This window comes from Novosphingopyxis iocasae (assembly GCF_014334095.1).
GTDB lineage: Bacteria > Pseudomonadota > Alphaproteobacteria > Sphingomonadales > Sphingomonadaceae > Novosphingopyxis > Novosphingopyxis iocasae.
Genome location: NZ_CP060495.1, coordinates 2,079,306 through 2,104,712 on the forward strand (window position 1 = coordinate 2,079,306; position 25,407 = coordinate 2,104,712).

At 64.9% G+C, this 25,407-nt stretch carries 23 protein-coding genes; 16 read left to right on the forward strand and 7 right to left on the reverse strand.

Going from position 1 to position 25,407, the window contains the following annotated elements; translation table 11 throughout:
* Nucleotides 1-102 precede the first annotated feature (102 nt).
* The 5 genes from H7X45_RS09930 to H7X45_RS09950 all read left to right on the forward strand — a co-directional run bounded on the left by H7X45_RS09930 (nt 103) and on the right by H7X45_RS09950 (nt 8,373).
* Entirely contained in the window at nt 103-2,169 is a 2,067-nt protein-coding gene (locus tag H7X45_RS09930) for a S9 family peptidase (protein ID WP_187334730.1), read from the forward strand.
* Complete coding sequence (locus H7X45_RS09935; protein ID WP_187334731.1) at nt 2,166-2,558, forward strand: acyl-CoA thioesterase; 393 nt, start codon at nt 2,166-2,168, stop codon at nt 2,556-2,558. The genes H7X45_RS09930 and H7X45_RS09935 overlap by 4 nt, the downstream gene beginning before the upstream one ends.
* A 162-nt stretch (nt 2,559-2,720) precedes the next feature.
* Nucleotides 2,721-3,383: an ImuA family protein gene (locus tag H7X45_RS09940; protein ID WP_187334732.1), complete on the forward strand. Its 663-nt coding sequence runs from the start codon at nt 2,721-2,723 to the stop codon at nt 3,381-3,383.
* A complete protein-coding gene (locus H7X45_RS09945; protein WP_187334733.1) occupies nt 3,307-4,869 on the forward strand; it encodes a DUF6504 family protein in 1,563 nt (520 codons plus the stop codon). Before H7X45_RS09940 ends, H7X45_RS09945 begins: the two co-directional genes overlap by 77 nt.
* An 18-nt stretch (nt 4,870-4,887) precedes the next feature.
* A complete protein-coding gene (locus H7X45_RS09950) occupies nt 4,888-8,373 on the forward strand; it encodes an error-prone DNA polymerase (protein WP_187334734.1) in 3,486 nt (1,161 codons plus the stop codon).
* 27 nt (nt 8,374-8,400) lie between these two features.
* Here the strand turns inward: H7X45_RS09950 and H7X45_RS09955 are convergent, their stop codons facing one another.
* The 3 genes from H7X45_RS09955 to H7X45_RS09965 form a co-directional block, all read right to left on the reverse strand.
* The gene (locus tag H7X45_RS09955; protein WP_187334735.1) at nt 8,401-9,009 is read right to left on the reverse strand and encodes a sigma-70 family RNA polymerase sigma factor; all 609 of its coding nucleotides are present in this window, start codon (nt 9,007-9,009) and stop codon (nt 8,401-8,403) included.
* A gap of 48 nt (nt 9,010-9,057) precedes the next feature.
* Nucleotides 9,058-9,210, reverse strand: coding sequence for a hypothetical protein (locus H7X45_RS09960; RefSeq protein WP_187334736.1), 153 nt, complete (start codon nt 9,208-9,210; stop codon nt 9,058-9,060).
* Nucleotides 9,211-9,284: 74 nt separating this feature from the next.
* Entirely contained in the window at nt 9,285-10,088 is an 804-nt protein-coding gene (locus tag H7X45_RS09965) for a response regulator (protein WP_187334737.1), read from the reverse strand.
* On the opposite strand from H7X45_RS09965, the gene H7X45_RS09970 reads away from it, so the two are divergent.
* Both H7X45_RS09970 and H7X45_RS09975 read left to right on the forward strand, forming a co-directional pair.
* Nucleotides 10,087-10,266 (forward strand): hypothetical protein, encoded by a 180-nt coding sequence (locus H7X45_RS09970; RefSeq protein WP_187334738.1) that lies wholly within the window; start codon nt 10,087-10,089, stop codon nt 10,264-10,266. The genes H7X45_RS09965 and H7X45_RS09970 overlap by 2 nt on opposite strands.
* Before the next feature lie 35 nt (nt 10,267-10,301).
* A complete protein-coding gene (locus tag H7X45_RS09975; RefSeq protein ID WP_187334739.1) occupies nt 10,302-10,508 on the forward strand; it encodes a NepR family anti-sigma factor in 207 nt (68 codons plus the stop codon).
* Here H7X45_RS09975 and H7X45_RS09980 read toward each other — a convergent pair.
* On the reverse strand, nt 10,492-11,622 hold the full coding sequence (locus tag H7X45_RS09980; protein ID WP_187334740.1) for a sensor histidine kinase: 1,131 nt from the start codon (nt 11,620-11,622) through the stop codon (nt 10,492-10,494). The genes H7X45_RS09975 and H7X45_RS09980 overlap by 17 nt on opposite strands.
* Before the next feature lie 228 nt (nt 11,623-11,850).
* On the opposite strand from H7X45_RS09980, the gene H7X45_RS09985 reads away from it, so the two are divergent.
* The gene (locus tag H7X45_RS09985) at nt 11,851-12,858 is read left to right on the forward strand and encodes a DNA topoisomerase IB (protein ID WP_187334741.1); all 1,008 of its coding nucleotides are present in this window, start codon (nt 11,851-11,853) and stop codon (nt 12,856-12,858) included.
* A 33-nt stretch (nt 12,859-12,891) separates the two neighbouring features.
* On the opposite strand, the gene H7X45_RS09990 is transcribed toward H7X45_RS09985, so the two are convergent.
* Nucleotides 12,892-13,068: a DUF1674 domain-containing protein gene (locus H7X45_RS09990; RefSeq protein ID WP_187334742.1), complete on the reverse strand. Its 177-nt coding sequence runs from the start codon at nt 13,066-13,068 to the stop codon at nt 12,892-12,894.
* A gap of 105 nt (nt 13,069-13,173) precedes the next feature.
* Here H7X45_RS09990 and htpX point away from each other — a divergent pair, with 105 nt between their 5' ends.
* The 8 genes from htpX to H7X45_RS10030 all read left to right on the forward strand — a co-directional run bounded on the left by htpX (nt 13,174) and on the right by H7X45_RS10030 (nt 23,459).
* Nucleotides 13,174-14,115 (forward strand): zinc metalloprotease HtpX, encoded by a 942-nt coding sequence (gene htpX, locus H7X45_RS09995; RefSeq protein ID WP_187334743.1) that lies wholly within the window; start codon nt 13,174-13,176, stop codon nt 14,113-14,115.
* Nucleotides 14,112-15,389 (forward strand): RsmB/NOP family class I SAM-dependent RNA methyltransferase, encoded by a 1,278-nt coding sequence (locus H7X45_RS10000; protein WP_187337097.1) that lies wholly within the window; start codon nt 14,112-14,114, stop codon nt 15,387-15,389. Before htpX ends, H7X45_RS10000 begins: the two co-directional genes overlap by 4 nt.
* Nucleotides 15,390-15,471: 82 nt before the next feature.
* Complete coding sequence (gene rpe, locus H7X45_RS10005; RefSeq protein WP_187334744.1) at nt 15,472-16,137, forward strand: ribulose-phosphate 3-epimerase; 666 nt, start codon at nt 15,472-15,474, stop codon at nt 16,135-16,137.
* Complete coding sequence (locus H7X45_RS10010) at nt 16,134-17,855, forward strand: heparinase II/III family protein (protein WP_187334745.1); 1,722 nt, start codon at nt 16,134-16,136, stop codon at nt 17,853-17,855. Before rpe ends, H7X45_RS10010 begins: the two co-directional genes overlap by 4 nt.
* A 4-nt stretch (nt 17,856-17,859) precedes the next feature.
* Nucleotides 17,860-19,449, forward strand: coding sequence for a bifunctional phosphoribosylaminoimidazolecarboxamide formyltransferase/IMP cyclohydrolase (gene purH, locus H7X45_RS10015; protein ID WP_187334746.1), 1,590 nt, complete (start codon nt 17,860-17,862; stop codon nt 19,447-19,449).
* A 209-nt stretch (nt 19,450-19,658) separates the two neighbouring features.
* The gene (locus H7X45_RS10020; RefSeq protein ID WP_187334747.1) at nt 19,659-21,239 is read left to right on the forward strand and encodes an NAD(P)/FAD-dependent oxidoreductase; all 1,581 of its coding nucleotides are present in this window, start codon (nt 19,659-19,661) and stop codon (nt 21,237-21,239) included.
* Nucleotides 21,240-21,264: 25 nt separating this feature from the next.
* Nucleotides 21,265-21,687, forward strand: coding sequence for a GtrA family protein (locus H7X45_RS10025; RefSeq protein WP_187334748.1), 423 nt, complete (start codon nt 21,265-21,267; stop codon nt 21,685-21,687).
* A complete protein-coding gene (locus H7X45_RS10030; protein ID WP_187334749.1) occupies nt 21,684-23,459 on the forward strand; it encodes a hypothetical protein in 1,776 nt (591 codons plus the stop codon). The genes H7X45_RS10025 and H7X45_RS10030 overlap by 4 nt, the downstream gene beginning before the upstream one ends.
* A gap of 7 nt (nt 23,460-23,466) precedes the next feature.
* Here H7X45_RS10030 and msrB read toward each other — a convergent pair whose 3' ends face one another.
* On the reverse strand, nt 23,467-23,970 hold the full coding sequence (gene msrB / locus H7X45_RS10035; protein ID WP_187334750.1) for a peptide-methionine (R)-S-oxide reductase MsrB: 504 nt from the start codon (nt 23,968-23,970) through the stop codon (nt 23,467-23,469).
* Between the two features lie 101 nt (nt 23,971-24,071).
* A complete protein-coding gene (locus tag H7X45_RS10040) occupies nt 24,072-25,349 on the reverse strand; it encodes a cytochrome P450 (protein WP_187334751.1) in 1,278 nt (425 codons plus the stop codon).
* Nucleotides 25,350-25,407 lie beyond the last annotated feature (58 nt).

The following is a 25,407-nucleotide window of genomic DNA, read 5'->3' on the forward strand; positions in this document are numbered from 1 at the left end:
GTTCCGTGATCATCTTGGTTGCGCGCGAATATAGGGCCTCCCGGCGGTTTTCGAAAGGGCACGCCCTTGCATCCGCCCCCGCGCCCGCGCACATCGGCGCTCATGAAAACGCACAACATTCCGCCGCGCGCCGAACCCCGCCCCGCCTCCAGCGAACATCACGGCATCGTCAGCGAGGATGAATATTCCTGGCTGCGCGACAAGGGCTATCCGAAGGTCGATGACCCCGAAATCCTGGAGTATCTGAATCAGGAAAACGCCTGGTTCGAGGCGCATATGGCGCCGCAGCAGCCGCTGATCGACACGCTGTTCCAGGAGATGCGCGGCCGCATCAAGGAAGCCGATGAGAGCGTGCCGCAAAAGGACGGCGACTGGCTCTATTGGGTCAGTTTCGAAGAAGGCGCGGAATATCGCAAGCACTGGCGCAAGGCCGCCGACGGTTCGGGCGAGGCTGAGCTGATCTTCGACGAGCCGGCAATGGCCGAGGGCAAGGAGTATTTCAGCCTGGGCGCGATGTCGGTGAGCCCCGACGGACGGCTGCTGGCCTATGCAGTCGATGACAACGGGTCCGAACGCTACACCGCGCGCGTGCGCGATCTGGAAACGGGCAAGGACCTGCCCGACGCCATTCCCGGCACCTTGTCCGATCTCGTCTGGACTGCCGACGGATCGGGCTTCCTCTATTGCCTCGCCAACGAACAGTGGCGCACCGACAATGCCCGGTTCCACCGGCTGGGCGACGATCCGGCGAAGGATATCGAGCTCTTCCACGAATCGGACGAAGGCTTCCGCGTGTCGGTGGGCGAAAGCAGCTCGCGGCGCTTCCTCGTCATCGCCAGCGGCGATCATGAAACGAGCGAGGTTCGGCTAATCCCGGCAGACGATGTGATGGCAGAGCCGATCCTGGTGCGTCCGCGCGAAACCGGCGTCGAATATGATGTCGAGGAGCGCGAAGGGCTGCTCTACATCCTCACCAACGACGCGCATGTGAACTTCCGTCTCGTCACCGCGCCGCTGGACGATCCGTCCACCTGGACTGAGCTGATTGCCGGATCGGACGAATTCTACCTCACCGGGATCGAAGCCTTCCGCGATTTCTACGTGGTCGAGGGCCGCCGCGCCGGGCTCGATCAGATCGAAATCCGCTATTATGACGATCCCGCGCGGATCGAGCCGGTGGCGTTTCCCGAAGAGGCTTATGTTGCTGGCCTCGGCAACAATCCCGAGTTCGACCAGACCGTGCTGCGCATCGGCTACAACTCGATGGTCACGCCGAGCACCGTCTTTGACTACGACACCGCCAAGCGCTCGCTCGAGACGCTGAAAGTGCAGGAAATCCCGAGCGGGTACGACGCCTCGCGTTACACCACCGAGCGGCTGTCGATCACCGCGCGCGATGGCACCGAGGTCCCGGTCTCGATCCTCTACCGCAAGGATCGGCCCCAAGGTGGGCCGCTGCATCTCTACGGCTACGGCGCCTATGGCATCGCCATTCCGCCGGGCTTTTCGACGACGCGGCTCAGCCTGGTCGATCGCGGCTTCGCCTTCGCCATCGCGCATATCCGCGGCGGCGACGATCTGGGCCGCAACTGGTATCTCACCGGCAAGCGCGAGCACCGGATGAACGCCTTCACCGACTTCATCGACTGCGCCAAAGGACTGGTCGATCGGGGCTATACGCAGAAGGGCCGCATCTCGATCAGCGGTGGTTCGGCCGGCGGCAAGCTGATGGGCGCGGTGATCAATATGGAGCCCGATCTGTTCGGTGCCGTCGTCGCGCATGTGCCCTTCGTGGACGTGCTTGCCACCATGCTCGACGCTTCGCTGCCGCTGACGCCGGGCGAATGGCCCGAATGGGGCAATCCCTTGACCGACAAGGCTGCGTTCGAACTGATCCGCAGCTATAGCCCGTACGATAATGTGCGCGCGCAGGATTATCCGCCGATGCTGGTGACCGCCGGCCTCAACGATCCGCGTGTCACCTATTGGGAGCCCGCCAAATGGGTCGCGCGCCTGCGGGCCCGCAAGACGGACGACAATGTCCTGCTGCTCAAGACCAATATGGGCGCAGGCCATGGCGGCAAGTCCGGCCGGTGGGAGAGCCTGAAGGAAACGGCGGAAGAATATGCCTTCATCCTGTGGCAGATGGGCATGGTAGAGGCGGCGTGAGCGAACCGTTCGAACGCCGCTGGACCGCCGCGCCGGAAGACATCGACGAGCTAGGCCATGTCAACAACGCGGTCTGGGTCACCTGGATTCAGGACATGGCGACCAGCCACTGGCAGGCGGTGGCCGATCCGGCGCATGTCGCGGCCTATGTGTGGGTCGTGACCCGGCATGAGATCGACTATCGCGGCAATGTGAAAGCGGGCGAACCGGTGACGGGCCGCACCTGGGTCGACGGCACGCCGCGCGGTGCGCGCTTCGATCGGCGCGTGGATTTCCTGGACGGCGCGGGCAAGGTCGTCGTCTCGGCCAAGACCACTTGGGCCATCTTGGACCGCGCCAGCGGCCGCCTGATCCGCGTGCCGAAAGAGGTGGCGGCGAACTTCGTTTGAGGGCGGATGGTCGGCGCCCTTGACTGATAGGCGTCCTTCGAAAGGCTCAGGACTGCGGTTCTTGAGGGCGGTTTACAGGGTGACGTTGACGCAAAGCCCACCCCAATTGACTCCGCTTCCCACCGGAACATAATGCGAACAAATCCATTCCCGATTCGCCTTATGTTCCATGTGTCACGCCTCGACCCCCGCGCCGAAACGGCCCCGGACCCCTCGCTCGACGGGGCTTTCGCGCCGTGTCTGCAGGAAATCTTCCCCGGTCCCCATCCGGCGAGCGGCACCGGCTTCGCGCTTGCGCAGCTGGGCGCGTGCGATCGGCCGCTGCTCTGGGTGCAGGAGCGCACGGCGATTCGCGAGGGGGGGCGGCCTTTTCCGCATGGCAGCGCCTTCGGCTGCGACATCATTCATGTCGCCGCGTCCAACGCGAAAAACGCGCTCTGGGCGATGGAGGAGGGCCTGCGATGCAAGGCCCTGAGCGCGGTGATCGGCGAATTATGGGGCGAGCCCGCGGCGCTGGACTTTACGGCCACGCGGCGGCTGGCGGTGGCGAGCGAAAAGCATGGCGTGCCGGCCTTTCTGCTGCGCATCGGCGGCGCGCCCAATCTTTCGGGCGCGCGGCAGCGGTGGCGGATCGGCCCCGCGCCCTCCCCGCCGCATCGCTGGAACCCCGCTGCGCCGGGCACCGCCGCCTTTTCCGCAGAGCTGTTCCGATCGCGCACCCGCGCGCCCGCCAGCTGGACGCTGCATCATGACGGCGCGGCAAATCGTCTCGATCTGGCTCCCGAAGCTGGCGATCGAGCGCTGGGAGAAAGCCAGGCCGGATAGCGCCGCTGCGCCCATCGCCCTGGTGAGCGAAGGGACGCACGGGCTCGTCATCGAAGCGGTGAACGCCGCCGCGCAAGGGGCCGGTGTGAAGGCGGGGGGCCGCTTTGCCGATGCCCGCGCGATCTGCCCGGAACTCGCTGCGCAGCCGCATGATGCGGAAGGCGACGCCGCGCTGCTCGAACGACTGACCCTGTGGTGCCGCCGCTGGGGGCCGTGGAGCGCGCTCGACGGTGCGGACGGCCTGTTGATCGACACCAGCGGCGCGGCGCATCTGTTCGGCGGCGAAGCTGCGGCGCTGGCCGATATGACCGCGCGGATCGGGGCGGCAGGCTACAGCGCGCGCGCCGCCATGGCCCCCACCGCCGCCGCTGCCTGGGCGCTGGCGCGCTATGCCGATAATCCCGGCGTCCATCTAGAGGATGTAGCCGCCACTCTGGCGCCCCTGCCCGTCGCCGCGCTCCGGCTCGACGGTGCCACGGTGCTGCTGCTGAAACGCCTCGGCCTCAAGACGATCGGCGATCTCGCCGCCGTGCCGCGCGAGGGGTTGGTGCGGCGCTTCCGCAACCGGCGCGATCCCGCGGCCAATCCGCTGATCCGGATCGATCAGGCGCTGGGCCGCGCGCAAGAGGCGATCCCCGCGCTGGAGACCGAGCCGCCGCAGCGCGCCTTCGCCCGCGTGGCCGAGCCGATCCTGCATGTTTCCATCCTGTTGCCGGTGCTGGAGGGGCTGAGCGAGCGCTTGTCGGCCTCGTTGCGCAAGCGCCATCGCGGCGCGCGGCGGCTGGGGTTCGAGGCGTTTCGCGTGGACGGCCATGTCGCGCGGCTGGAGGCGGAGCTGGCCCGCCCCACGCGCGATCCGGCGCATATGACGAAGCTGTTCACCGAACGGCTGGAAGGGCTGGAGGCGGGTTTCGGCTTCGATGCCTTTGCGCTGACCGCCCTGTGGCACGAGGCGCTGGACGCCGCGCAGCCCGATCTGTCGGGCGAGGTGGCGGACGACGCGCTGCTCGCCGGCATGATCGACCGGCTGGTGGTGCGCCTCGGCCGCCGCAATGTCCGCGTGCCCGAGCCGCGCGAAAGCCATATGCCCGAACGCTCGGTGCGCTGGCTGAGCGCGGTGGATGCCGATCTGGCATCTCCGCCGCGGGCCGGGCCGAACCGCACGCCCCGCCAGCTTCCCTTGCCCTTTCACCAGCGCCCCTTGCGGCTGCTCGACAGTCCGGAGCCGATTTCGGTGCTCTACATCACGCCCGAAGGCGTGCCGCGCCGCTTCACCTGGCGGCGCGCGCAGCATGAGGTGGTGCGCGTGGAGGGCCCCGAGCGGATCGCGCCCGAATGGTGGCGCGAGAAATCCACCGCACGGCTGCGCGATTATTACCGCGTGGAGGACGAGGCGGGCGGGCGCTACTGGATCTATCGCAACGGCCTGGTCGGCGATGGGCGGGGCGGCGCGCCCGACTGGTATCTGCACGGGCTTTTTGCCTGAGCCATGGCTGTCTGAACCATGCCGGATCGTGAAGGCCCCGAAAAACGCACGCTGAAGGCGATGGGCGATGCGTTTCAGCCCAATCCCCGCGCGCCCTTCGTGGAGCTGGGGCTACTGAGCCCGTTCAGCTTTCTGCGCGGCGCATCCGATGCGGTGGACATGGCGGTGCGTGCGCTGGAGCTGGGTTATGATGCGCTGGGCATTGCCGATATCAACACGATGGCCGGGGTGGTGCGCCATCATGTCGAGCTGTCGACCGCAAAAGTGCGCCCCGTGATCGGTTGCCGCATCGAGACCGTCGAAGGTCTCGCCTTCCTTGCCTACCCCGAAACCCGCGCCGCTTATGGCCGCCTGTGCGCGCTGATCTCCGCGGGCCGCATGGCGACGCCGGAGGGCGACTGGCAGGACAAGGATGTGTGCCAGATCAGCCTCGCCATGCTGGAGCGGCATGCAGAAGGCGTGCACCTGATCCTGCTTCCGCCTGCGGATTGGGAGGAGAGGTTCGCCATCGAAACGCTACCCCAGCCGGACGACGGAGAAGAGGGATCGACGCTCCGCCTCGTCCACTCCGCCCCGCTCACCGGCACCATCGAGGCGTTGCTGCCGCATCTGGCCGCGCGCCTGCCGAGCATGCGCCACATCGCCGCAGCCTGGCTCTATCGCGGCGACGATATTGCGCGGATCAACCGGCTCGACGCGCTGGCCAGGGCGCATGGGCTGGCGATCCTCGCCACCAACGACGTGCACTATTCCGCGCCGGACCGCCGCCCGCTGCAGGACGTGATGACCTGCATCCGCGAGAAGGTGCTGCTGAAGGATGCGGGCTATCTGCTCCACGCCAATGCCGAGCGGCATCTGAAGTCTCCGCAGGAAATGGTGCGCCTGTTCGCGCTCTGGCCGCATGCCATCACCGCCGCGCGCGAGCTGGCCGATGTCTGCACCTTCGCGCTGACCGAACTGCACTATGAATATCCCGAAGACCCCGTGCCGCACGGGCGCGATGCGGACGAACATCTGGCCGATCTGGCCTGGGCGGGGGCGCAGGCGCATTATCCCGGCGGGGTGCCGGCAAAGGTCGCCGCGCTGATCGACAAGGAACTGGTGCTGATCGGCAAGATGAAGATCGCGCGCTATTTCCTCACCATCAAGGACATCGTCGATTTCGCGCGCAGCCGGGAGCCGCCGATCCTGTGCCAGGGCCGCGGATCGGCCGCCAACAGCGCGGTGTGCTTCTGCCTTGGCATTACCGGGGTGAACCCGGCCGAGCATGAGCTGCTGATCGAGCGATTCATCTCCGAAGAGCGCAGCGAGCCGCCCGATATCGATGTCGATTTCGAGCATGAGCGGCGCGAGGAGGTGATCCAGTATCTCTACCGCCGCTACGGCCGCCACCGCGCAGGCCTGTGCGCCACCGTGATCCACTACCGCCCCCGCTCGGCGATCCGCGAGGTGGGCAAGGTGATGGGCCTGTCCGAAGACGTCACCGCCTCACTGGCCGGGACGATCTGGGGCAGCTGGGGCAGCGAGGTGGAGGAAAAGCGCGTAGGCGAAGCCGGGCTGGACCTTGGCGATCCGCAGCTGCGGCGCGTGCTGAAACTGGCCGACCTGTTGATCGGCATGCCGCGCCACCTCTCCCAGCATGTCGGCGGCTTCATTTTGACCGAAGGGCCGCTGAGCGAGACCGTGCCGATCGGCAATGGCGCGATGCCCGAGCGCAGTTTCATCGAGTGGGACAAGGACGATATCGACGCGCTCGGCATCCTGAAGGTCGATGTGCTGGCGCTCGGCATGCTCAGTTGCATCCGCAAGGCGTTCGATCTGATCGATGCGCATCATGGGCATCGCTTCACGTTGGCCGACGTGCCGCGCGAGGACGATGCGGTGTACGACATGCTCTGTCGCGCCGATTCCATCGGCGTGTTCCAGGTGGAAAGCCGCGCGCAGATGAACATGCTGCCGCGCCTTCGCCCGCGCGAATTCTACGATCTGGTGATCGAGGTGGCGATCGTGCGGCCGGGCCCCATCCAGGGCGACATGGTGCACCCTTATCTGAAGCGCCGATCGGGCAAGGAAGTGGTCGAATTCCCCTCCCCCTCGCCCGAGCATGGCGAGCCGGACGAGCTGAAGAATATCCTGAAGCGCACACTGGGCGTGCCGATCTTTCAGGAACAGGCGATGAAGATCGCGCTCGACGCCGCACGCTTCACGGCGGAGGAGGCGAACCAGCTCCGCAAGGCGATGGCCACCTTCCGATCGCGCGGCATGGTCGATGCGCATCAGGACAAGATGGTCGGCCGCATGATCGCGCGCGGCTACGATCCCGAATTCGCCCATCGCTGCTTCGATCAGATCAAGGGCTTCGGTGAGTATGGCTTTCCGGAAAGCCATGCGGCCAGTTTCGCGCACCTCGTCTACATCTCCAGCTGGATCAAATGCCACTATCCCGACGTGTTCTGCGCGGCCTTGCTGAACGCGCAGCCCATGGGCTTCTACGCGCCCGCGCAGATCGTGCGCGATGCGCGCGAACATGGCGTGGAGGTGCGCGCCGCGGACGTGAACGAAAGCGGCTGGGACAACGCGCTGGAAGCGGAGCCAAAGTCTCCTGCACGCGGGAAGAGAGACACGACCTGGTCTCCCCCTACCCATCTCCACCCGATGCGCCTCGGCTTCCGCCAGATCGACGGGCTGAAGCAGCCGGATATGGAGCGCCTCGTCGAGGAGCGGCAGTGCGCGCCTTTTGCTTCGGTGGCGGACCTGCGTGAGCGCACCGGGCTCGGCGTGCCGGTGTTGCAGCGCCTAGCCGAAGCGGACGCCTTCCGTTCGATCGGACTCGATCGACGCCAGGCCTTGTGGGAGGTGCGCGCGCTCAAAAATGTGCCCGATCTGCCGCTGTTCGCCGCCGCCGCGGCGCGCGACGAGGGGCAGGAGCGAAGCGCCGCCGCGCTGCCCGCCATGCCGCTGCCCGAACATGTCGTGGCCGACTATCAAACCACGCGGCTGTCGCTGAAGGCGCATCCCCTCAGCTTCCTTCGGGCCGATTACGCCGCGCGCGGGTTCACCCGGAACGATGCGCTGAAGACAGTGCGCAGCGGCCGCCGGGTGAAGGTGGCGGGCGTGGTGCTGATCCGCCAGCGCCCCGGCAGCGCCAAGGGTGTGTGCTTCATCACGCTGGAGGATGAGACCGGCGTGTCCAACCTCGTCATCTGGCCCAGCGTGATGGAAGAGTATCGCAGGATCATCATGGGCGCGCGGCTGATGGAGGTGGAAGGGCGCATCCAGCGCGACGAAAAGCAGGACAAGCGCAATGACGCTCCCGATGTGCTGCACGTTGTGGTGGACAAGCTGACCGACGGCACCGACCGGCTCCTGTCGCTATCCGAAGACCTCCTCAGCCCCCGCGTCGCGCGCGCCGATCATGTGAAGGCGCCGCTGCCCGCAAGCGTGGGCATACGCCGTCATCCGCGCAACGTCAGCGTGCTGCCGAAGTCGCGCGACTTTCACTGATTTCGGTGGAAAAGCCCGAAGCCGGGGTCAAGCGTCGCCGCGGCCTTCGGCAATGGTATCGAGGCGGTCCATCAGCTCCTCGAAAGGCTGACTCTCGCCTGCCCTGGCATCGGGCAGCGGATCGTCGCCGGCCATGATCTCTTCCAGCGCCGTGCGGGCGCGCGCCACGCGGCTCTTCACCGTACCCACCGCAACGCCGGTAATCTCTGCCGCGTCCTTGTAGGAGAAGCCGCCCGCGCCGACCAGAATCAGCGATTCGCGCTGCCCCACCGGCAGCTTCGCCAGCGCGCGCTGCATGTCGGCCAGTTCGATATGGCGTTCCTGATGGACGGGGCTGACGAGCAGCTTTTCCGCCGCGATCTCGTTCCATTCGCCCTTGAACTTGGAGCGGCGCATTTCCGAAAGGAACAGGTTGCGCAGGATCACGAAAATCCAGGCGCGGAAATTGGTGCCGGCCTTGAAGCTGGCCCGCGCGCTCCAGGCGCGCAGGAGGGCATCCTGCACCAGATCGTCGGCAAATTCCGGCTGGCTGCCGGTAAGCGAGCGCGAGAAGGCGCGCAGCTGCGGCAGCACCTCGGTAAGATGCTGACGGAACTGCTCGTCTGTCAGAACTTCGTGCGGCTCTTTTTCAGCCATTAACTCGCTTTCAACCCAAAAACCGGCCCTGTCGGACCGGTCCAACCATTATTTCGAACCCGAGATCCAGATGATGCTGAGAGCAACGATCGCGATTAGCGTACCGATCGCCAGGACATAGCGGCCGATATGCGGCGTGGAGCCGGCGCGGGCGCGATCCTTGTCGAGATCGATGTCTTCGTTCCGGTTCTCATCATTCATGGCAAACCCCTCTTCTCCGCCCCGCCTAGATAAGCGGGACGGTCCTGTCCACAAGATGTGATACGCGCGCGGCCTCAGGCCGCGACGTTCATGCCGTCGAAGAACAGCGCCTGAGCGATAGCGGTTTTCACCGTATCACGCTGGAAAGGCTTGGTGATGAGGAAGGCCGGTTCCGGCTTTTCGCCCGTCAGCAGCCGCTCCGGGAAGGCGGTGATGAAGATCACCGGCACCTTGTGATCGGACAGGATGTCCTTCACCGCATCGATCCCCGAGCTGTTGTCGGCGAGCTGAATGTCCGCCAGAACCAGCGTCGGATTATGCTCCTTGGCCGCGGCCACCGCTTCGTCGCGGGTTACCGCGATGGCAGCCACGTCATGGCCCGATTCGGTAACGATCGTCTCGATATCCATCGCGATGATCGGCTCGTCCTCGATGATCAGTACGCGGGCATGCGTCTGGCGATCGATCTCGTCGGTCGCTTCGCGCACTAGCGAGCGGACCGTATCGACATCCTCACCCAGAAGCGTGGCGGCTTCGCTCTCGCTGAAGCCTTCCATGGTGGTCAGCAGCAGCGCGCGGCGCGACTTGGGCGTGAGATCGGCCAGGCGCTTCTGCACGATGAAGTCGCTGCCGGCATCCGGATCGGACCCTTGAGGGCCGGCCTCTTCGCTCGCCCGCCAGAAGGCTTCGAACGTCTTGTACAGTGCAATGCGCGGCTCAAGATCGCGGGGGAATTCCTCCGGAGCTTCCACAATCGACTGCAAGGTAGCGCGAACGATTGCGTCGCCCGACTGCTGGCTGCCGGTCAAGGCACGTGCATAGCGGCGCACATAGGGGAGATGGGGCGCCAGTTTTTCGCCCAAGGTTTTTTCGCTCATGAGTTCCCTGAAATCCGTGTTGATCGTTTCCGCCGGCAAGGCCAACAAGCCGATATCGGCCGCCCTGCCCCGCGATGAAACCTTTTTGAAGCCAATTGGTTTCGGCACGCAGCAACAATCTAGCGATGATGCCGGTAATTGGCAAACGCATGAAAATTCCGCGGAGGGAAAGATTTGACTGGCCACCACCCCATGCTAGACGCGACCGCCTGAATGACGGACAATGTGAAAAAGGATCGGTCGGTGGGCAAAGCGGAGAACAACCGGAAGGGCGATGACTCCGCGTCCAAGCCAAAAAATGTCGATTCGATCCAAAAGGATTCTGACCCGATCGCCCAGGCGCTTCGCAACGCCTATCAGTCCACTGTGGACGAGGGAGTCCCGGATGATTTTCTCGATCTGATCAAGAAGCTCGACTGACCGACGATACGCCGGCGGCGGGAAATTCCCGCTTCGGCGGTCCGATGAAGGACACGGGCAGCTGCATTTCCACGCAAAGGCCATCGTCGAGCCAATGTTCGGTAAGTTCGCCGCGCAAGGCGTTACGCACGCTGGTTGCGATCAGGCGTGACCCGAAGCCGGGCGATCCCCGATCTTCCAGCACGCTACATCCCGTCTCCCGCCAACGCAGGAAAAGATAGGCATCATCGCCCGTGCCGCTGATATTCCAGTGGATCGATAAGCGACCAGCGGGGCAGGAAAGCGCCCCAAAACGCCGCGCATTGGCGGCAAGCTCATGCAGCGCCATCGACATGGCGAGCGAGGATTGCGGGCCGAACTCCAGCGAAGGCCCTTCAATATCGAGCTGTCCCTGCCGATCTTTGTGACCAAATTCCTGATTGACCAGCACCGTCAGATCGATCGATTCCCAATTGCGCTCCGACAGCTTGCCATGAATTTTCGCAAGCGCGGTAATCCGCTCCCGCAGCACGTGCAGCACATCTTCCTTGGAACGGTTGGAGCGCAGGGCCTGTTCGACGAGAGCCATCACGTTCGCCAGCGAGTTCTTTACTCGGTGCTGGAGTTCCCGGATCATGTGCTTGGCAAAAAGCTCATGCCGCTCGGCCTCGGTCGCATCCGATACCAGGACCGTGATGGTCTCCACCTCGTCGCCCTGGAACGTCGGATACCATTCGACTTCCAGTACGCGCGACCGCTCGCTCCGCTCGTTGACAAAGCCCATCACACGCTCGCCCCGGATCGGCTCACCTGTCGCAATCACCTCCCCGATGGAGGATTTGGCCACCTGGCTCATTTTGGGCACGATTTCGGCAACGCTGCGACCGAGATGTTCCTCGGCAGGAAGGCCATTCAAATCCGCCAGCCACTTGTTGACGCGAAGATAATTTCCTTCGCGATCGAACGTAGCGATCCCGATGGGTGCGTGTTCGCGGAGCGCGCTGAATTCGGCGCGGCACCGCTTAAGCTCCTGGCGAAGCGCATCGCGCTCGGCGCGCAGTGCCGCCAGATCGTCCTGCACATCCTCCGGCGTGGCCGAAGATTGGGCATTTCTGTCTGGATCGCTTTGGCTCATGAGCCTCGCCTGCTCCGATATGGCATCAACAAAATCAAGTTCCGATTGGCACAAACCAGTTTCGGTTACAAAGTTTCCAGACCTGCCAGCCATCCATCTGACAGAGTATCACTTTAAAACGGGATAACCGTCCGGCGAACTTGCGGGTCCAAAGGTGGAACGCATCATCATGGCGGCGGTTTCCATGCTCGCACCGCAGGCTGGCGGCGCGCGTGTGAGGAACGGACCTTGGGTGAAGCGCTGATTTATGTCGATGACGACCTACCCGGCATCACCCGGCAGAAAAAAGGCAAGGGCTGGTGCTATTTCGATCCCGATGGGAAGCGGATCACCGACACGAACCAGATCGAACGGCTGAACGCCATCGCCTTCCCCCCAGCTTATGAAGATGCCTGGTTCAGTCCCGCCTCCAACGGCCATATTTTAGCGACCGGCTATGACGAAAAGGGCCGCAAGCAGTATCGCTATCACCCCGATTTCCGCGCGCAGCGGGAGGGTGAGAAGTTCGAAGCGTGCCGAACCTTCGGCCACAAACTGCCGCTGCTTCGCGCGCGGCTGGACGAAGATCTTTCGGGCCGGAAGCTGGACAAGGACCGGGTGGTCGCCGCGATGGTGCGCTTGCTCGATCTCACTTCTATCCGCGTTGGCAACGAGCAATATGCGGAACGAAACAAGAGCTACGGTGCCACCACGCTGCGCCGCCGTCACGCCAAGCGCACGGGCCGCAAGCTGACGCTGAGTTTCAAGGCGAAATCGAACAAGCATCGCGAAGTTGCGATCACCGATCGCAAGCTGCTGTCGATCGTAAAGAAGATGGAGGACCTGCCCGGCCAGCATCTGTTCCAATATATCGACGATGACGGGGAACCGCATGCGGTGCAGAGTTGCCATGTGAACGACTATATTCGCGAAAGCATGGGCGAAAGTTTTTCGGCCAAGCATTTCCGCACCTGGTCCGCCTCGGCCCACGCTTTCGAATTGCTGGCCGACGGCGAGGGCGACATGACGCTGAAATCGGTGATGGACGAAGTCGCGGCGGACCTCGGCAACACGCCCACCATTGCGCGCAACAGCTATGTGCACCCCGCGGTCGTGGCGCTGATCAAGGACGGGCAGAAGGAATGGCGCGAGAAACTGGAGCTGCCGCGCAAAACGAAATATCTGACGCGGCACGAACGCGGGCTGATCGATTTCCTCGACGGCTGGACCGCTGCGGATATGGTGGCCGAGGACTGAGCGGCACGTCCGCGCCGCCCGGCCGAGGACGCGTCAGAAATCCCAGCAGATACCTTCGCGTTCCCAGTCGCCGTAACGCACCGGGCTTTTCTCCAGCTCTTCTTTTCGCTCCTCGCTGATCGGCTCTGGCTCCGGCACCGGCGGGCTCGGCGGCAACGGCTCGACCGGATCGAGATGAGGCGGGCGTTTCTTCGCGACGGGACGATCCATCCTGCTTACCTTTCGCTCTGCGCGGCGCCGATTGAAGGGGCGGCCATTGCTTCCCATATCGTTCGCAGGGGCTCCCATCGCAAGCGGGGGACGACGAGAGGACTTATGAACCAGTTTAAAACCATGATGCTGCTGGCGGCGCTGACCGCACTGTTCATGGCGCTCGGCTTTGCCATTGGCGGGCCGAAGGGTGCGATCTTTGCGCTGTTGCTCGAGGCGGGCATGAACCTGTTCACCTACTGGAATGCCGACAAGATGGTGCTGAAGATGCACCATGCGCAGGAGGTTGACCGGCAGAGCCACCCCGAGTTCTACGGCCTGGTCGCAGGGCTGGCGCAGCGTGCAGGCCTCCCGATGCCCAAGGTTTATATCGTCGACGATCCGCACCCCAATGCCTTCGCCACGGGCCGCGATCCCGAACATGCCGCCGTAGCCGCCACCAGCGGCCTGTTGAACATGCTGAGCCGCGAGGAAGTGGCCGGCGTGATGGCGCACGAGCTGGGCCATGTGAAGAACCGCGACACGCTGATCATGACGATGGTCGCCACCATCGCGGGCGCGGTCTCGATGGTCGCCAATTTCGGCCTGTTCTTTCGCGATCGCAGCGCGGGCATGGCCGGTCTTGCCGCCGTCATCATGGCCCCCTTCGCCGCGATGATCGTGCAGATGACGATCAGCCGCACGCGCGAATATGGTGCGGACAAGGCGGGCGCGGAGATCAGCGGCGATCCTAACGCCCTCGCCAGCGCGCTTGAAAAAATCTCTCGCGGCGCGCAGGCGATCCCGAACCATGCTGCCGAGCGCAATCCTGCCGCGGCGCAGCTCTACATCGTTCCTGTGGGTATCAAGCAGATGTTCTCCACCCATCCTGCCACCGAAGACCGGATCGCGAAGCTGCGCGCTATGGCGGGATCGCCGCGTACGCCCGCCGTCGATCGGCTCCGCAGCGATATGTACGGCAAGCGCGTGCCCGAACCCACCGTACCCAGCAGCGGAGCGCGCAAACCCGCCCGCAGCGCGCTCGATCCGCTGGGCCGCGGCCGCTGACTTCTTCCGCACCGGTCGAGGGTCTCGGTGCCCGCCGCGCAGCCTTGCGCCTGCTCGACGCCGTGCTGCGCCGAGGCGAATCGCTCGACCAGGCGATGGGCGGCGCGACGCAGGGGCTGAAACGACCCGACGACCGCGCGCTGGCGCTCGCCATCGCGTCAGAAGCGCTGCGCCGCCTGCCCGATCTCGATGCGCTGATCGACAGCGCCACCAAACGCGCGCTGCCGGATGATGCCAAGGCGCGCAGCGTTCTGCGTATCGCGCTGGTGCAGGCGCTGGTCCTCGGCACGCCGCAACATGCGGCGATCGCCACCGCGCTGCCTCTGGTCGATGGTGGGCCGCGGCGGCTGGTCCACGGCGTGTTCGGCACGCTAATGCGCAAGGGCGCAAAACTGCCCGAAACCCCGCGTCTGCCGGGCGATGTGCAAGAGCGCTGGACCGGCCATTGGGGCGCGGACATGGTCGAAGCGGCAGCGCAGGCCATCGCCGCCCCGCCCCCGCTCGATCTTACCTTGCAATCGCGCGAAGACGCCGCCGTCTGGGCGGAAAAGCTCGGCGGCGTATCGCTCGCCGATCATCATGTTCGCCTGCCCCGCGGCACCGATCTCACCGCCCTGCCCGGCTTCGACGACGGCGCCTGGTGGGTGCAGGACATTGCCGCGTCGCTTCCGGTCCGCCTGCTGGGTGAAGGCCGGGGCCGCACCGCGCTCGACTTGTGCGCCGCGCCGGGGGGCAAGACCATGCAATTGGCGAGCGGCGGCTGGACCGTCTCGGCGCTCGACCAGTCCAAGCGGCGTCTCGAGCGGCTGCGCGACAATCTGAAGCGCACGAAGCTTTCGGCCGAAACCATCGCTGCCGACGCCGCCGACTGGCAGCCGCCGCAGCTTTACGATGCAGTTCTGCTCGATGCGCCCTGTTCGGCCACCGGCATCTTCCGCCGGCATCCCGACGTAATTCACCGCATCGGCGCGCGCGACATTGCGGAGCGCGCCGAGCTGCAATCCAGCTTGCTGGACCGCGCCGCCGCCGCCGTCGCGCCGGGAGGCCGCCTCGTCTATGCGGTCTGTTCGCTGGAGCCCGAGGAAGGCGAAGCGCAGGCTGCGGCATTCCTCGATCGCCATAGCGATTTCGCCCGCGCCGCCGTCGGATCGGACGAGCTGCCCGACTTCGTCGCGCCGAGCGAAGACGGATATGTCCGGACGCTGCCCACGATGCTGCTCGAGGCTGGTCGGCTCGACGGATTTTTCATCGCGCGGTTCGAAAAAGCGGCCTGATCCACAGACTTTGCACGAATTTTCCACAGGCGCAGGGTCTGCGCCCGTTGCGATGACGGCCCCGCATCGCTAGTTCGCCCCGATGGCTCATCCTGCCGTCCGCATCGCCCCCTCGATTCTTTCCGCCGATTTCGCGAAACTCGGCGAGGAAGTACGCGCCATCGATCAGGCTGGGGCCGACTGGATCCATGTCGATGTGATGGACGGCCATTTCGTGCCGAATATCACGATCGGCCCCGCCGTGGTAAAGGCACTGAGGCCGCATAGCGACAAGCCGTTCGACGTGCATTTGATGATCTCTCCGGTCGACCAGTATCTGGAAGCCTTTGCCGAGGCCGGCGCGGACATCATCTCCTTCCACCCGGAAGCGGGTGCCCATCCGCATCGCACCGTGCAGTCGATCAAGGCGCTGGGCAAGAAAGCGGGCATCGTTCTCAATCCGGCTACGCCGCTATCGTCGCTCGATTATCTGTTGAACGATATCGATCTGGTGCTGGTGATGAGCGTCAATCCCGGCTTCGGCGGGCAGAGCTTCATCGAAAGCCAGTTGGACAAGATCGCGGAGATCCGCCGCCGCATCAATGAAAGCGGCCGCGACATTCGCCTGGAAGTCGACGGCGGTATCGATGCTGGTACTGCCCCGCGCGCCATTGCGGCGGGCGCGGACGTGCTGGTGGCCGGCACCGCCACCTTCCGCGGCGGCCCCGACAAATATGCCGAGAATATCGCAGGCCTGAGGGGCGAATGACCGGCCAGCGCCGCGAGTCTCCTGCAGAGGAAGGCCGCGCGCTCATGGTGCGGGAGTCCGGCCCGGCGGCGTCCCTTTCCGAACAGCTTGCGGGCCTTTTCTACAAGCTCACCTGGCGAACCCCGCTGCACAATATGCGGCTTACCGGCAAGCTGCCGCCGCGCCTCTACGCCGTGCCGGACGATCCGCTACCAGGCGATCCGGTGCGCGGCGATGCGCTGCGTGCAGGCCGCTTCCTTTTCCGCGGCATCCAGCTTCCCTTCGATAAGGTGGAGGATCGGCTCGAGAAACTGCCGTCTGATTTCCAGAACTACATCCACCGTTTCGCCTGGCTTCGCGATCTTGCCGCGGTGGCCAGCCGCGCGCAGGGCACCGAAACGGCCGAGCGGTTGATGGACGCCTGGCTCGATCATCATGGTATGAAGGTGGCCGAACCCGCCTGGCGCGCGGACAATTGCGCCTGGCGCTTCGTCAACTGGGCCGCGCATGCGCCCTATATCCTGTCGAGCAGCGATCTTATCTACCGCAGCCGCGTGCTGAATGCGATCGCCCGCAATGCCCGCCATCTGGACCGCGCCGCCCAGCGCGCGCCGGAGGGGCGCCACCGCCTCGTCGCCTGGGCCGGGCTCGTCGCCGCGGCGCTGCTGATTCCGGACGGCAAGGCGCGCAAGATCGTGGGCGAAGCGGGCCTGGAAAAGGCGATCGCGAGCGCGATCTTTCCGGACGGCGGCATCGTCTCCCGCTCGCCGCTCGCGCTGGTCGAGGCGATCCATATGCTGTCGCTGCTGCGCGATGCCTATGGCAAGCGCAAGGAAATGATCCCTGCCTTCATCGATCAGGCGCTGGAACGCGCGGTGCCGGCTCTTACCGGCCTGACCCATGCCGATGGCGGCCTGGGGGCTTGGCAAGGCTCGGGCGTGTTCCCCCCGGACGAACTGAACGCGCTGATCGGGGCCAGCGGCGTGCGGGCCCGCCCTGCCCGGCAGGCGCGCGATTGGGGCTATCAGCGCGTCACCGCCGGTCGCTCCGTCCTGCAACTGGACGCCGCGCCGCCGCCGTTGGCGCGCGAGAGCGCGGTCGGCTGCGCCTCCACACTGGCGCTGGAATTCAGCCACGGGCCCGATCGCATCATCGTAAATTGCGGCGGCGCGGCGCTGGTCGGCAAGCATGTTTCGCAAGGCCTTGCCACCGGCCTGCGCTCCACTGCGGCGCATTCCACGCTCTGCCTTGCCGATTCGAACAGCACCTCGATCCTGCCGGGCGGCAAGCTGGGCCGCGGCGTCGAGGAGGTGGAACTGGACCGACGCGAGGGCGAAAACGCGACGCGCATCGAGGCGAGCCATGACGGCTACAGCCGTACCTTCGGCTTCGTCCACCGCCGCCTTCTGATGCTGCGCGACGACGGCATGGAACTTCGCGGCGAGGATATGCTGCTGCCCGCCGGATCGAAGCGCAAGAAGACCGAGGCGACGCCCTTCGTGCTGCGCTTTCACCTGGGCGACGGGATCGAAGCGCAGGCGACCGAAAACGGCGCAGTGCTGCGTTTGCCGAGCGGCGGCCTGTGGCAATTCCGGCTGACCGGCGGCACGCTGGCCATCGAAGACAGCCTCTGGGTGGATGCCGACGGGCGGCCCCACCCCACCACACAATTGGCGATCAGCGGAGCGGCGGAGGCGGGCGGCAGTTCGCTCGGCTGGCTGCTCAAACATATGGGATGAGACGATGAAGAACGTCACGATCAAGCGGGCCCTCCTCTCGGTGTCCGACAAGACCGGGCTTGCCGAACTGGGCCGCGCGCTCAGTCAGCGCGGTGTGGAGCTGGTGTCGACCGGCGGCACGGCGAAGGCGCTGCGCGAACAGGGGCTCGAGGTCCGCGACATCTCCGATCTCACCGATTTTCCGGAGATGATGGATGGGCGGGTGAAGACGCTGCACCCCAAGGTTCACGGCGCGCTGCTGGCCGTGCGCGACGATCCCCAGCATCAGGCCGCGCTGAAGGCGCACGACATCGGGCCGATCGACCTTGTCGTCGTCAATCTCTACCCCTTTGCCGAAACGCTGGCCAAGGGTGCGGACCGGGACGAGATCATCGAGAATATCGACATCGGCGGCCCCAGCATGCTGCGCAGCTCGGCCAAGAACCATGCTTATGTCACGGTGGTCACCGACCCAGCCGATTACGATTCGCTGCTGGCCGAGCTGGAGGAGCACGACGGCGCGGTGAGCCCCGCCTTCCGCAAGGCGCAGGCGGCCAAGACTTTCGCCGCCACCGCCGCTTATGACGCGACCATCGCGGGCTGGTTCGCCTTTTCCGATCAGGGCGAGACACTCCCCTCCAGCTTGCTCACCGGCGGGCGCAAGGCGGATGAGCTGCGCTATGGCGAAAACCCGCATCAGCATGCCGCGCTTTATCTGCCCGCCAATCCTTCCGCACGCGGCGTGGCGCAGGCCGAACAGCTGCAAGGCAAGGCGCTGAGCTACAACAATCTGAACGACGCCGATGCCGCGCTGGAGCTGGTGAGCGAGTTTCGCGACGGCCCGCCGACGGTGGTGATCGTGAAGCACGCCAACCCCTGCGGCGTCGCAAGTGCGGACAGCCTGATCGATGCCTATCGCGCGGCGCTGGAATGCGACAGCGTCTCGGCCTTCGGCGGCATCGTCGCGGTCAACCGTCCGCTAGACGGACCTACGGCGGAAGCGATCACCGAGATCTTTACCGAAGTCGTTGCCGCGCCCGATGCCGATGATGCGGCCAAAGCGGTGTTCGCCAAAAAGAAGAACCTGCGCCTGCTGCTCACCGGCGATTTGCCCGATCCCGCACGCGGCGGCCTGATGATGAAAAGCATCACCGGCGGCATTCTCGTCCAGTCGCGCGACAATGGCCGGATCGCCGAGGCGGACCTGAAGACGGTGACCAAGCGCGAACCCAGCGAACAGGAGCTGAAAGACTGCCTGTTCGCCTGGACGGTGGCCAAGCATGTGAAATCGAACGCCATTGTCTACGCCAAGGACGGCGCGACGGCGGGGATCGGCGCGGGCCAGATGAACCGCCGCGACAGCGCGCGCATCGCCGCCGTGAAGGCGCGCGAGGCGGCGGAAACCTATGGTTGGTCGGCCCCGCGTACCGAGGGATCCGCGGTGGCATCGGACGCGTTCTTCCCCTTCGCCGACGGCCTCTTCGCCGCGGTGGAAGCAGGGGCCACCGCCGTGATCCAGCCGGGCGGCTCGATCCGCGACGACGAAGTGATCGCCGCCGCCGACGAGGCGGGCCTGGCGATGGTCTTCACCGGCATGCGCCACTTCCGGCACTGAGCGAGAACACCTGCCCAAAAAGCCGTAAGTGCTGAGCTTGTCGAAGCACGTCTCTCGTTCGAGAAACGCCTTTCGACAAGCTCAAGGCTACGGTTCTGACGGCAAGGTTCGCTTACGCCGTAACCCGGAATTAACCATCCGTTAGAAGATTTCCTTCACTGCCTTCGCCAGCCGCCAATTGCTTTGGCCAAAGGCAGGGGAAGGGAATTATGTCGCTCCAGAACGAGGTCGAAGGCGAAGGACCGATCGATGTCGCGATCATCGGTGCGGGGCCGGCTGGGCTGACGGCCGCCTATCTCCTGTCCAAAAAGGGCTACCGCGTCTCGGTTATCGAGAAGGACGAGACCTATGTCGGCGGCATCAGCCGGACGGTGGAGGTCGACGGCTATCGCTTCGATATCGGCGGGCACCGCTTTTTCTCCAAATCGCAGGAGGTGGTCGATCTCTGGAACGAGATTCTGCCCGACGATTTCATCCAGCGCCCGCGCATGAGCCGCATCTATTATGAGGGCAAATTCTACAGCTATCCGCTGCGCGCGTTCGAGGCGCTGTGGAACCTCGGCATCTGGCGCTCCACTCTGTGCATGGCAAGCTATGCGCGCTGGAAGCTGCTGCCCAACAAGCGCGTGCGTAGTTTCGAGGACTGGGTGGTCAACCAGTTCGGCCACAAGCTCTATTCGATCTTCTTCAAAACCTATACCGAGAAGGTGTGGGGCATGCCCTGCGACGAAATGTCGGCGGACTGGGCGGCGCAGCGCATCAAAGGCCTCAGCCTGGGCGCCGCGGTGCTCGACGGCCTCAAGCGATCGCTCGGTCTCAACAAGCTGAACGACGGCAGCGGGGCGCAGGCCAAGACGCTGCTGGAAACCTTCCGCTATCCGCGCCTCGGCCCGGGGATGATGTGGGATGCGGCGCGCGATTTCGTGCAGTCCAAGGGCAATGAGGTCCGCATGGGCCATGCGCTGAAGCAGCTCGCGCAGGATGCGAACGGCGATTGGCGCGTCACCGCGAGGAAGGCGGACGGCGGCGAAGCGGTGATCGAGGCACGCCACGTCATCAGCTCCGCGCCGATGCGCGAACTGGCCGCGCGGCTCCACCCGCTGCCCGCCACCAGCCTCAACGCGGCGGAGCTCAAATATCGCGACTTCCTGACCGTCGCGCTGATGATCAAGTCGGAGGATCTGTTTCCGGACAACTGGATCTACATCCATGACAGCAAGGTGCAGGTGGGCCGCGTGCAGAATTTCCGCAGCTGGTCGCCTGAAATGGTGCCGGACGAGAATATCGCCTGCGTGGGCCTGGAATATTTCTGCTTCGAGAATGACGGCTTGTGGTCGTCTGGCGACGCCGATCTGATCGAGCTCGCCAAGAAGGAGATGGCGATCCTTGGCCTCTGCAAACCGGAAGACGTGGTCGGCGGCGCGGTGGTGCGCCAGGAAAAGGCCTATCCGGTCTATGACGACAGCTATGCCGAGAATGTCGCCGCGATGCGGGAGGAGCTGGAAGAGCGCTTCCCCACGCTGCACATGGTCGGCCGCAACGGCATGCACCGCTACAACAATCAGGACCATGCGATGATGACCGCCATGTTGACGGTCGAGAATATCGAGGCGGGCGCTCGCATCTACGACATCTGGCAGGTCAACGAAGACGCGGAATATCACGAAGCCGGAAATGAAGGCCAACAGGCCCGCATCGCCGAGGACCGCAAGGCCGCGCTGGCATCCGAACGCGATGTGCCGCGCCGCATTGCGGACGATGAGGAAGAGCGGATCGACCGGGCCGCCTGACGCCCGATCCGAAGGAAGCCCGCTTATGGCCCTTCTGCGCCTTGCCCATGCCGGCATTCGCCTCGGCACCCGCGTGGTCTATCTGCGTTATGTAGTCGCGAGCGTGATTGCGTTGGGCACGGACGTGGCGCTGTTTCTGCTACTGATCGGCGCGAACACTCCGCCGACCGCGGCTTCGGTGATCGGCTACAGCGCGGGCATTCTGGTCCACTGGCTGCTCTCCAGCCGCGCCGTCTTTACTGAAGCGCGGGCGAACACCCAAGGCGGCCAGCACCGCCAGCCTATGCTGTTCCTACTCTCTGCCCTGCTCGGCCTGGCTTTGACGGCGCTGATCGTCGCGGCGGGGGGTTGGCTCGGCCTGGATCCGCGCCTCGCCAAGCTGCTGGCCATCATCGTCAGCTTCCAGGCGGTCTGGCTGCTGCGGCGGCACATCGTCTTCGCCCGGTGAGCGAACCGTTGCCGAACCGTCGGCGGTGGGACGTCGCGGCGATCCTGCTGTCCATGCTGGCGCTGACCGGCTTCTTCGCGCTGTTCCAGAACGGTGGCTTCCGCGCGCTCGACTTCATCGATCCGGATGATGCACTGCGCCTGGTGGAAGTGCGCGATTGGATGGCGGGACAGAGCTGGTTCGACGTCAGCCAGCACCGCATCAATCCCCCCTTCGGGGGGGAGATGCACTGGTGGCGGTTGCTCGATGTGCCCATCGCGACATCGATTGCCTTCTTCCGCCTGTTCCTCGGCCCGGCGCGGGCGGAACATGTGGCGCTGATCGTCTGGCCTCTGCTGCTTTACGGCCTCTTTCTGCTGATGCTTCGGAGCGCCCTGAAGCGCCTGGGCGATCGGGCGTTTGTCTTGACCGGCCTTTTCCTGCCGCTGTCGATGGTGTTCTTGGCGCGCCAATTCTCGCCGCTGCGGATCGACCATCATGGCTGGCAGGTGGTCGCCGCCACGGCCTTGCTCGGCCTGTCGCTCGGCAAGCGCACCGGCCTTCGCGGTCTACTCGCAGGCCTCGCGATGGCGTTCTACCTCTCGATCTCGCTCGAGGCGCTTCCCTATTTTCTGCTGTTCGGCGGCCTTTACGCCTTTGCCTATTGGCGAAACGCCGAAGGCTGGCCGATGCTGGCCGCGTTCCTGCTCAGCTGCACCGCAGGCGTCATGCTGTCGCTGCCTGCCTCGCGCGGATGGAGCGCCCTGACGGCCGTTCATTGCGACGGGCTGTCCGCACCCTATTGGGGCGCTCTTGCGGGCGGCTCCGTCGCGCTGGTGCTGGCTGCCCGCAGCCTCGGCCATTCCAGTGCTGCCCGCCGCTTTGCCGTACTCGCACTGGCGGGCGTAGCCGCGTTGGCGCTGTTCTTCCTGGTCGCACCCCAGTGCCGCACCGGCCCGTTCGGCGCGCTCGATCCGCTGGTGCGGCAATATTGGTATCTGAACGTCTTGGAGGGCCTTCCGCTGTGGAAGCAGGAGCCGCTGACGGCGGTTTACAGCGTCCTCCCCTCGCTGATGGGGCTAGCCGGCGCGCTGCTGGCCCTGCGACGGGCGGAGCCGCCGATGCGGGACCGTTGGCGCACCATGCTGATCCTGATGGTGGGCGCCTTCGCCGTCTCGATCGGGGTGTTGCGCGCCATGTATGTCGCGCACGCCTTCGCCATCCCCGGCTGCGCCGTCCTGATCCTTGCCGTCTGGCGATGGGCGCGGGGAATCGACAACACGGCGCTGCGCATCCTGGCCTCCGCCGCATCGGTGGCGGTGGTGCCGCTCGTGCCGCTGGCAGTGGTTTCCTATGTCGACGAGCTGGTGACGAATGACAGCGAACAGGAAGGTTCGCTGAAAATCGCCTCATGTTTCCAGCAGGACAACATTGCCAAGCTGAACCGGCTGGCGCCCGCCACATTCCTGGCGCCTATCGACATCGGTCCCTCGATCCTCACCGATACACCCCACAGCGTGATCGCGACTGGGCACCACCGCAATCAGGCGGCAATGGCCGAAGTGATTGGCACTTATCTTGCCAACGGAGAGAAAGCGCGGCGGCTGGTTACCGGCAGTCACGCCGATTTCCTGATGATCTGTCAGGGCACGCAGGAGATGGACATTTATATCGAAGCGGCCCCCAATGGCCTCGCCGCGCAGCTTGCGCGCGGGCAAACGCCCGCGTGGCTGGTGCCGGTGCAGCCGGATGTGCTGAAACCCTATCAGGTCTATCGCATCGTCCGGCGCTGATACCGGATCAGGCGGGGACGAAATCCATCGCCACACCGTTCATGCAATAGCGCTTGCCGGTGGGCGGCGGGCCGTCGTTGAAGACATGGCCCAGATGGCCGCCGCAGCGCGCGCAGCTGACTTCGGTGCGCGCCATGCCCAGGCTGCGGTCTGTGGAGGTCACCACCGCACCCTTCAGCGGCGCATAAAAGCTCGGCCAGCCGGTGCCGCTTTCGAACTTGGTCTTGCTGCTGAACAGCTTGTTGTCGCAGCCGGCGCAGATGAAGATGCCCGCGCGCTTTTCCTTGTTCAGCGGGCTGGAATAAGGCCGCTCGGTGCCGTCCTTGCGCAAGACATTATATTCGGCCGGAGTGAGCTGCTTCTTCCATTGAGCATCGGTCTTGGTGACCGGGAAGCTTCGTGCTTCGGCAGGCGCGGTGCCGCATCCGGCGAAGCCGATCAAAGCGGTGCCGGCAAAGGCAAGACCTCCTTTAGTGAGGAGATCGCGGCGGGTGGGAATAAAGTGGGTCATGGAAACAATACGCTTCGGGCGAGGAAAATTCCTCAATTCCCGTCCTTTCTTGGTCCCAGACCCTATCACGCGTCGCTTGACGCCAGCCTGAACATGGCGTCTCAGTAGCGGCTGAGCTCCACATCCATCGCGCGGTAGCCGTGGACGAAGCAGGCCGGCACCCGGTCCGGCTCACCGATCACATTGGCGCGCAGGCGGCGCTTGGCCATTTCCTCCAGGAGAATGCGTACCTGCAATTCAGCGAGCCGCGCGCCGACGCAGCGGTGGATGCCGTACCCGAAGGCAAGGTGGCGGCGCGCATTCTCCCGGTCGACGATAAGCCGGTCCGGATCTTCGAAGACGCTCTCATCGCGATTGGCGGAGATGTACCAGAGCGCGAGCCGATCCCCTTCCTTGATTTGATGGCCGAACAATTCGGTATCCTGCGTGGCGGTGCGCTTCATATGCGCCAGCGGCGTCTGCCAGCGGATTAGCTCCTGCACCGCATTGGGGATCAGGTCCGGGTTCTGCTCCAGCTTCGCGCGCTCATCCGGAAACTGGTCGAGCCCATAAGCATAGGCCGACATGGTGTTGCGGGTGGTGTCGTTGCCGCCCACGATCAGCAGGATCAGATTGCCCATGAAGGTCATCGGATCCATGTCGCGCATCTCCGAATGGATCATGCGGGAAAGCAGATCGGGCGCCTCTCCCGCCTCCAGCCGCTCGTTCCAGAGCTTCTGGAAATAGGCCCCCATCTCATACATGTGGCCGAGCCGTTCCTGGCGCAGTTCCTCGGTGCGCATCGCCTCCACATTGCCCGCCCAGTCGGACCAGAAAGTGAGCTTGCGCCGGTCCTCCCACGGAAAATCGAACAGCAGTGCGAGCATCTGCGTGGTCAGCTCGATCGAGACCTGATCGACCCAGTCGAAGCTTTGGCCAAGCGGCAGATTGTCGAGGATTTCCGCGGTCCGTCCACGCACATCATCGGTCAGCCGGGTCATCTCGCTCGGCGTAAAGGCAGGCGCGACCACGCGGCGCTGTTCGGTATGTTTGGGCCGGTCCATCGCGATGAACATCGGCATTTCGACCACCTGATCTTCCGGCAGGTCCTGCGCTTCCTTGCCGACCAGCGTGATGCCGGTTGCCTCGGACGAGAACAGGTCTGGCAGCGCCTCGATATGCTGGATCGGCTTGGCCGTGGTGATGTTCCAGTAATCGCCATAGCCCGAATCGACGATCTTGTTGATGGGGGCTTCCCTCCGCATCTCTGCAAAAATCGGCTGCCAGCGGTCCTCGGCGTAGATTTCCGGTCGGCTGACGTCCCAGTCATGCGGGGCGGTGTTCACCACCGTATCCTTGGGCGCCTCTTCGGCGGCGGTGGTCTTGAAAGCGGTGGCCATGGCCTCTCTCCTGATCCGGCAGGCGATCGGACGCGCCCGCTCTGATAAGACACCATAG

Bases quoted from the DNA above. Each gene is read 5' to 3' on its own strand.
- H7X45_RS09930 (WP_187334730.1), top strand. From the start codon at position 103: ATGAAAACGCACAACATTCCGCCGCGCGCCGAACCCCGCCCCGCCTCC.
- H7X45_RS09940 (WP_187334732.1), top strand. From the start codon at position 2,721: ATGTTCCATGTGTCACGCCTCGACCCCCGCGCCGAAACGGCCCCGGAC.
- H7X45_RS09945 (WP_187334733.1), top strand. From the start codon at position 3,307: ATGACGGCGCGGCAAATCGTCTCGATCTGGCTCCCGAAGCTGGCGATC.
- H7X45_RS09950 (WP_187334734.1), top strand. From the start codon at position 4,888: ATGCCGGATCGTGAAGGCCCCGAAAAACGCACGCTGAAGGCGATGGGC.
- H7X45_RS09955 (WP_187334735.1), bottom strand. From the start codon at position 9,009: ATGGCTGAAAAAGAGCCGCACGAAGTTCTGACAGACGAGCAGTTCCGT.
- H7X45_RS09960 (WP_187334736.1), bottom strand. From the start codon at position 9,210: ATGAATGATGAGAACCGGAACGAAGACATCGATCTCGACAAGGATCGC.
- H7X45_RS09970 (WP_187334738.1), top strand. From the start codon at position 10,087: ATGAGTTCCCTGAAATCCGTGTTGATCGTTTCCGCCGGCAAGGCCAAC.
- H7X45_RS09965 (WP_187334737.1), bottom strand. From the start codon at position 10,088: ATGAGCGAAAAAACCTTGGGCGAAAAACTGGCGCCCCATCTCCCCTAT.
- H7X45_RS09975 (WP_187334739.1), top strand. From the start codon at position 10,302: ATGACGGACAATGTGAAAAAGGATCGGTCGGTGGGCAAAGCGGAGAAC.
- H7X45_RS09980 (WP_187334740.1), bottom strand. From the start codon at position 11,622: ATGAGCCAAAGCGATCCAGACAGAAATGCCCAATCTTCGGCCACGCCG.
- H7X45_RS09990 (WP_187334742.1), bottom strand. From the start codon at position 13,068: ATGGATCGTCCCGTCGCGAAGAAACGCCCGCCTCATCTCGATCCGGTC.
- htpX (WP_187334743.1), top strand. From the start codon at position 13,174: ATGAACCAGTTTAAAACCATGATGCTGCTGGCGGCGCTGACCGCACTG.
- rpe (WP_187334744.1), top strand. From the start codon at position 15,472: ATGGCTCATCCTGCCGTCCGCATCGCCCCCTCGATTCTTTCCGCCGAT.
- H7X45_RS10010 (WP_187334745.1), top strand. From the start codon at position 16,134: ATGACCGGCCAGCGCCGCGAGTCTCCTGCAGAGGAAGGCCGCGCGCTC.
- purH (WP_187334746.1), top strand. From the start codon at position 17,860: ATGAAGAACGTCACGATCAAGCGGGCCCTCCTCTCGGTGTCCGACAAG.
- H7X45_RS10020 (WP_187334747.1), top strand. From the start codon at position 19,659: ATGTCGCTCCAGAACGAGGTCGAAGGCGAAGGACCGATCGATGTCGCG.
- H7X45_RS10025 (WP_187334748.1), top strand. From the start codon at position 21,265: ATGGCCCTTCTGCGCCTTGCCCATGCCGGCATTCGCCTCGGCACCCGC.
- msrB (WP_187334750.1), bottom strand. From the start codon at position 23,970: ATGACCCACTTTATTCCCACCCGCCGCGATCTCCTCACTAAAGGAGGT.
- H7X45_RS10040 (WP_187334751.1), bottom strand. From the start codon at position 25,349: ATGGCCACCGCTTTCAAGACCACCGCCGCCGAAGAGGCGCCCAAGGAT.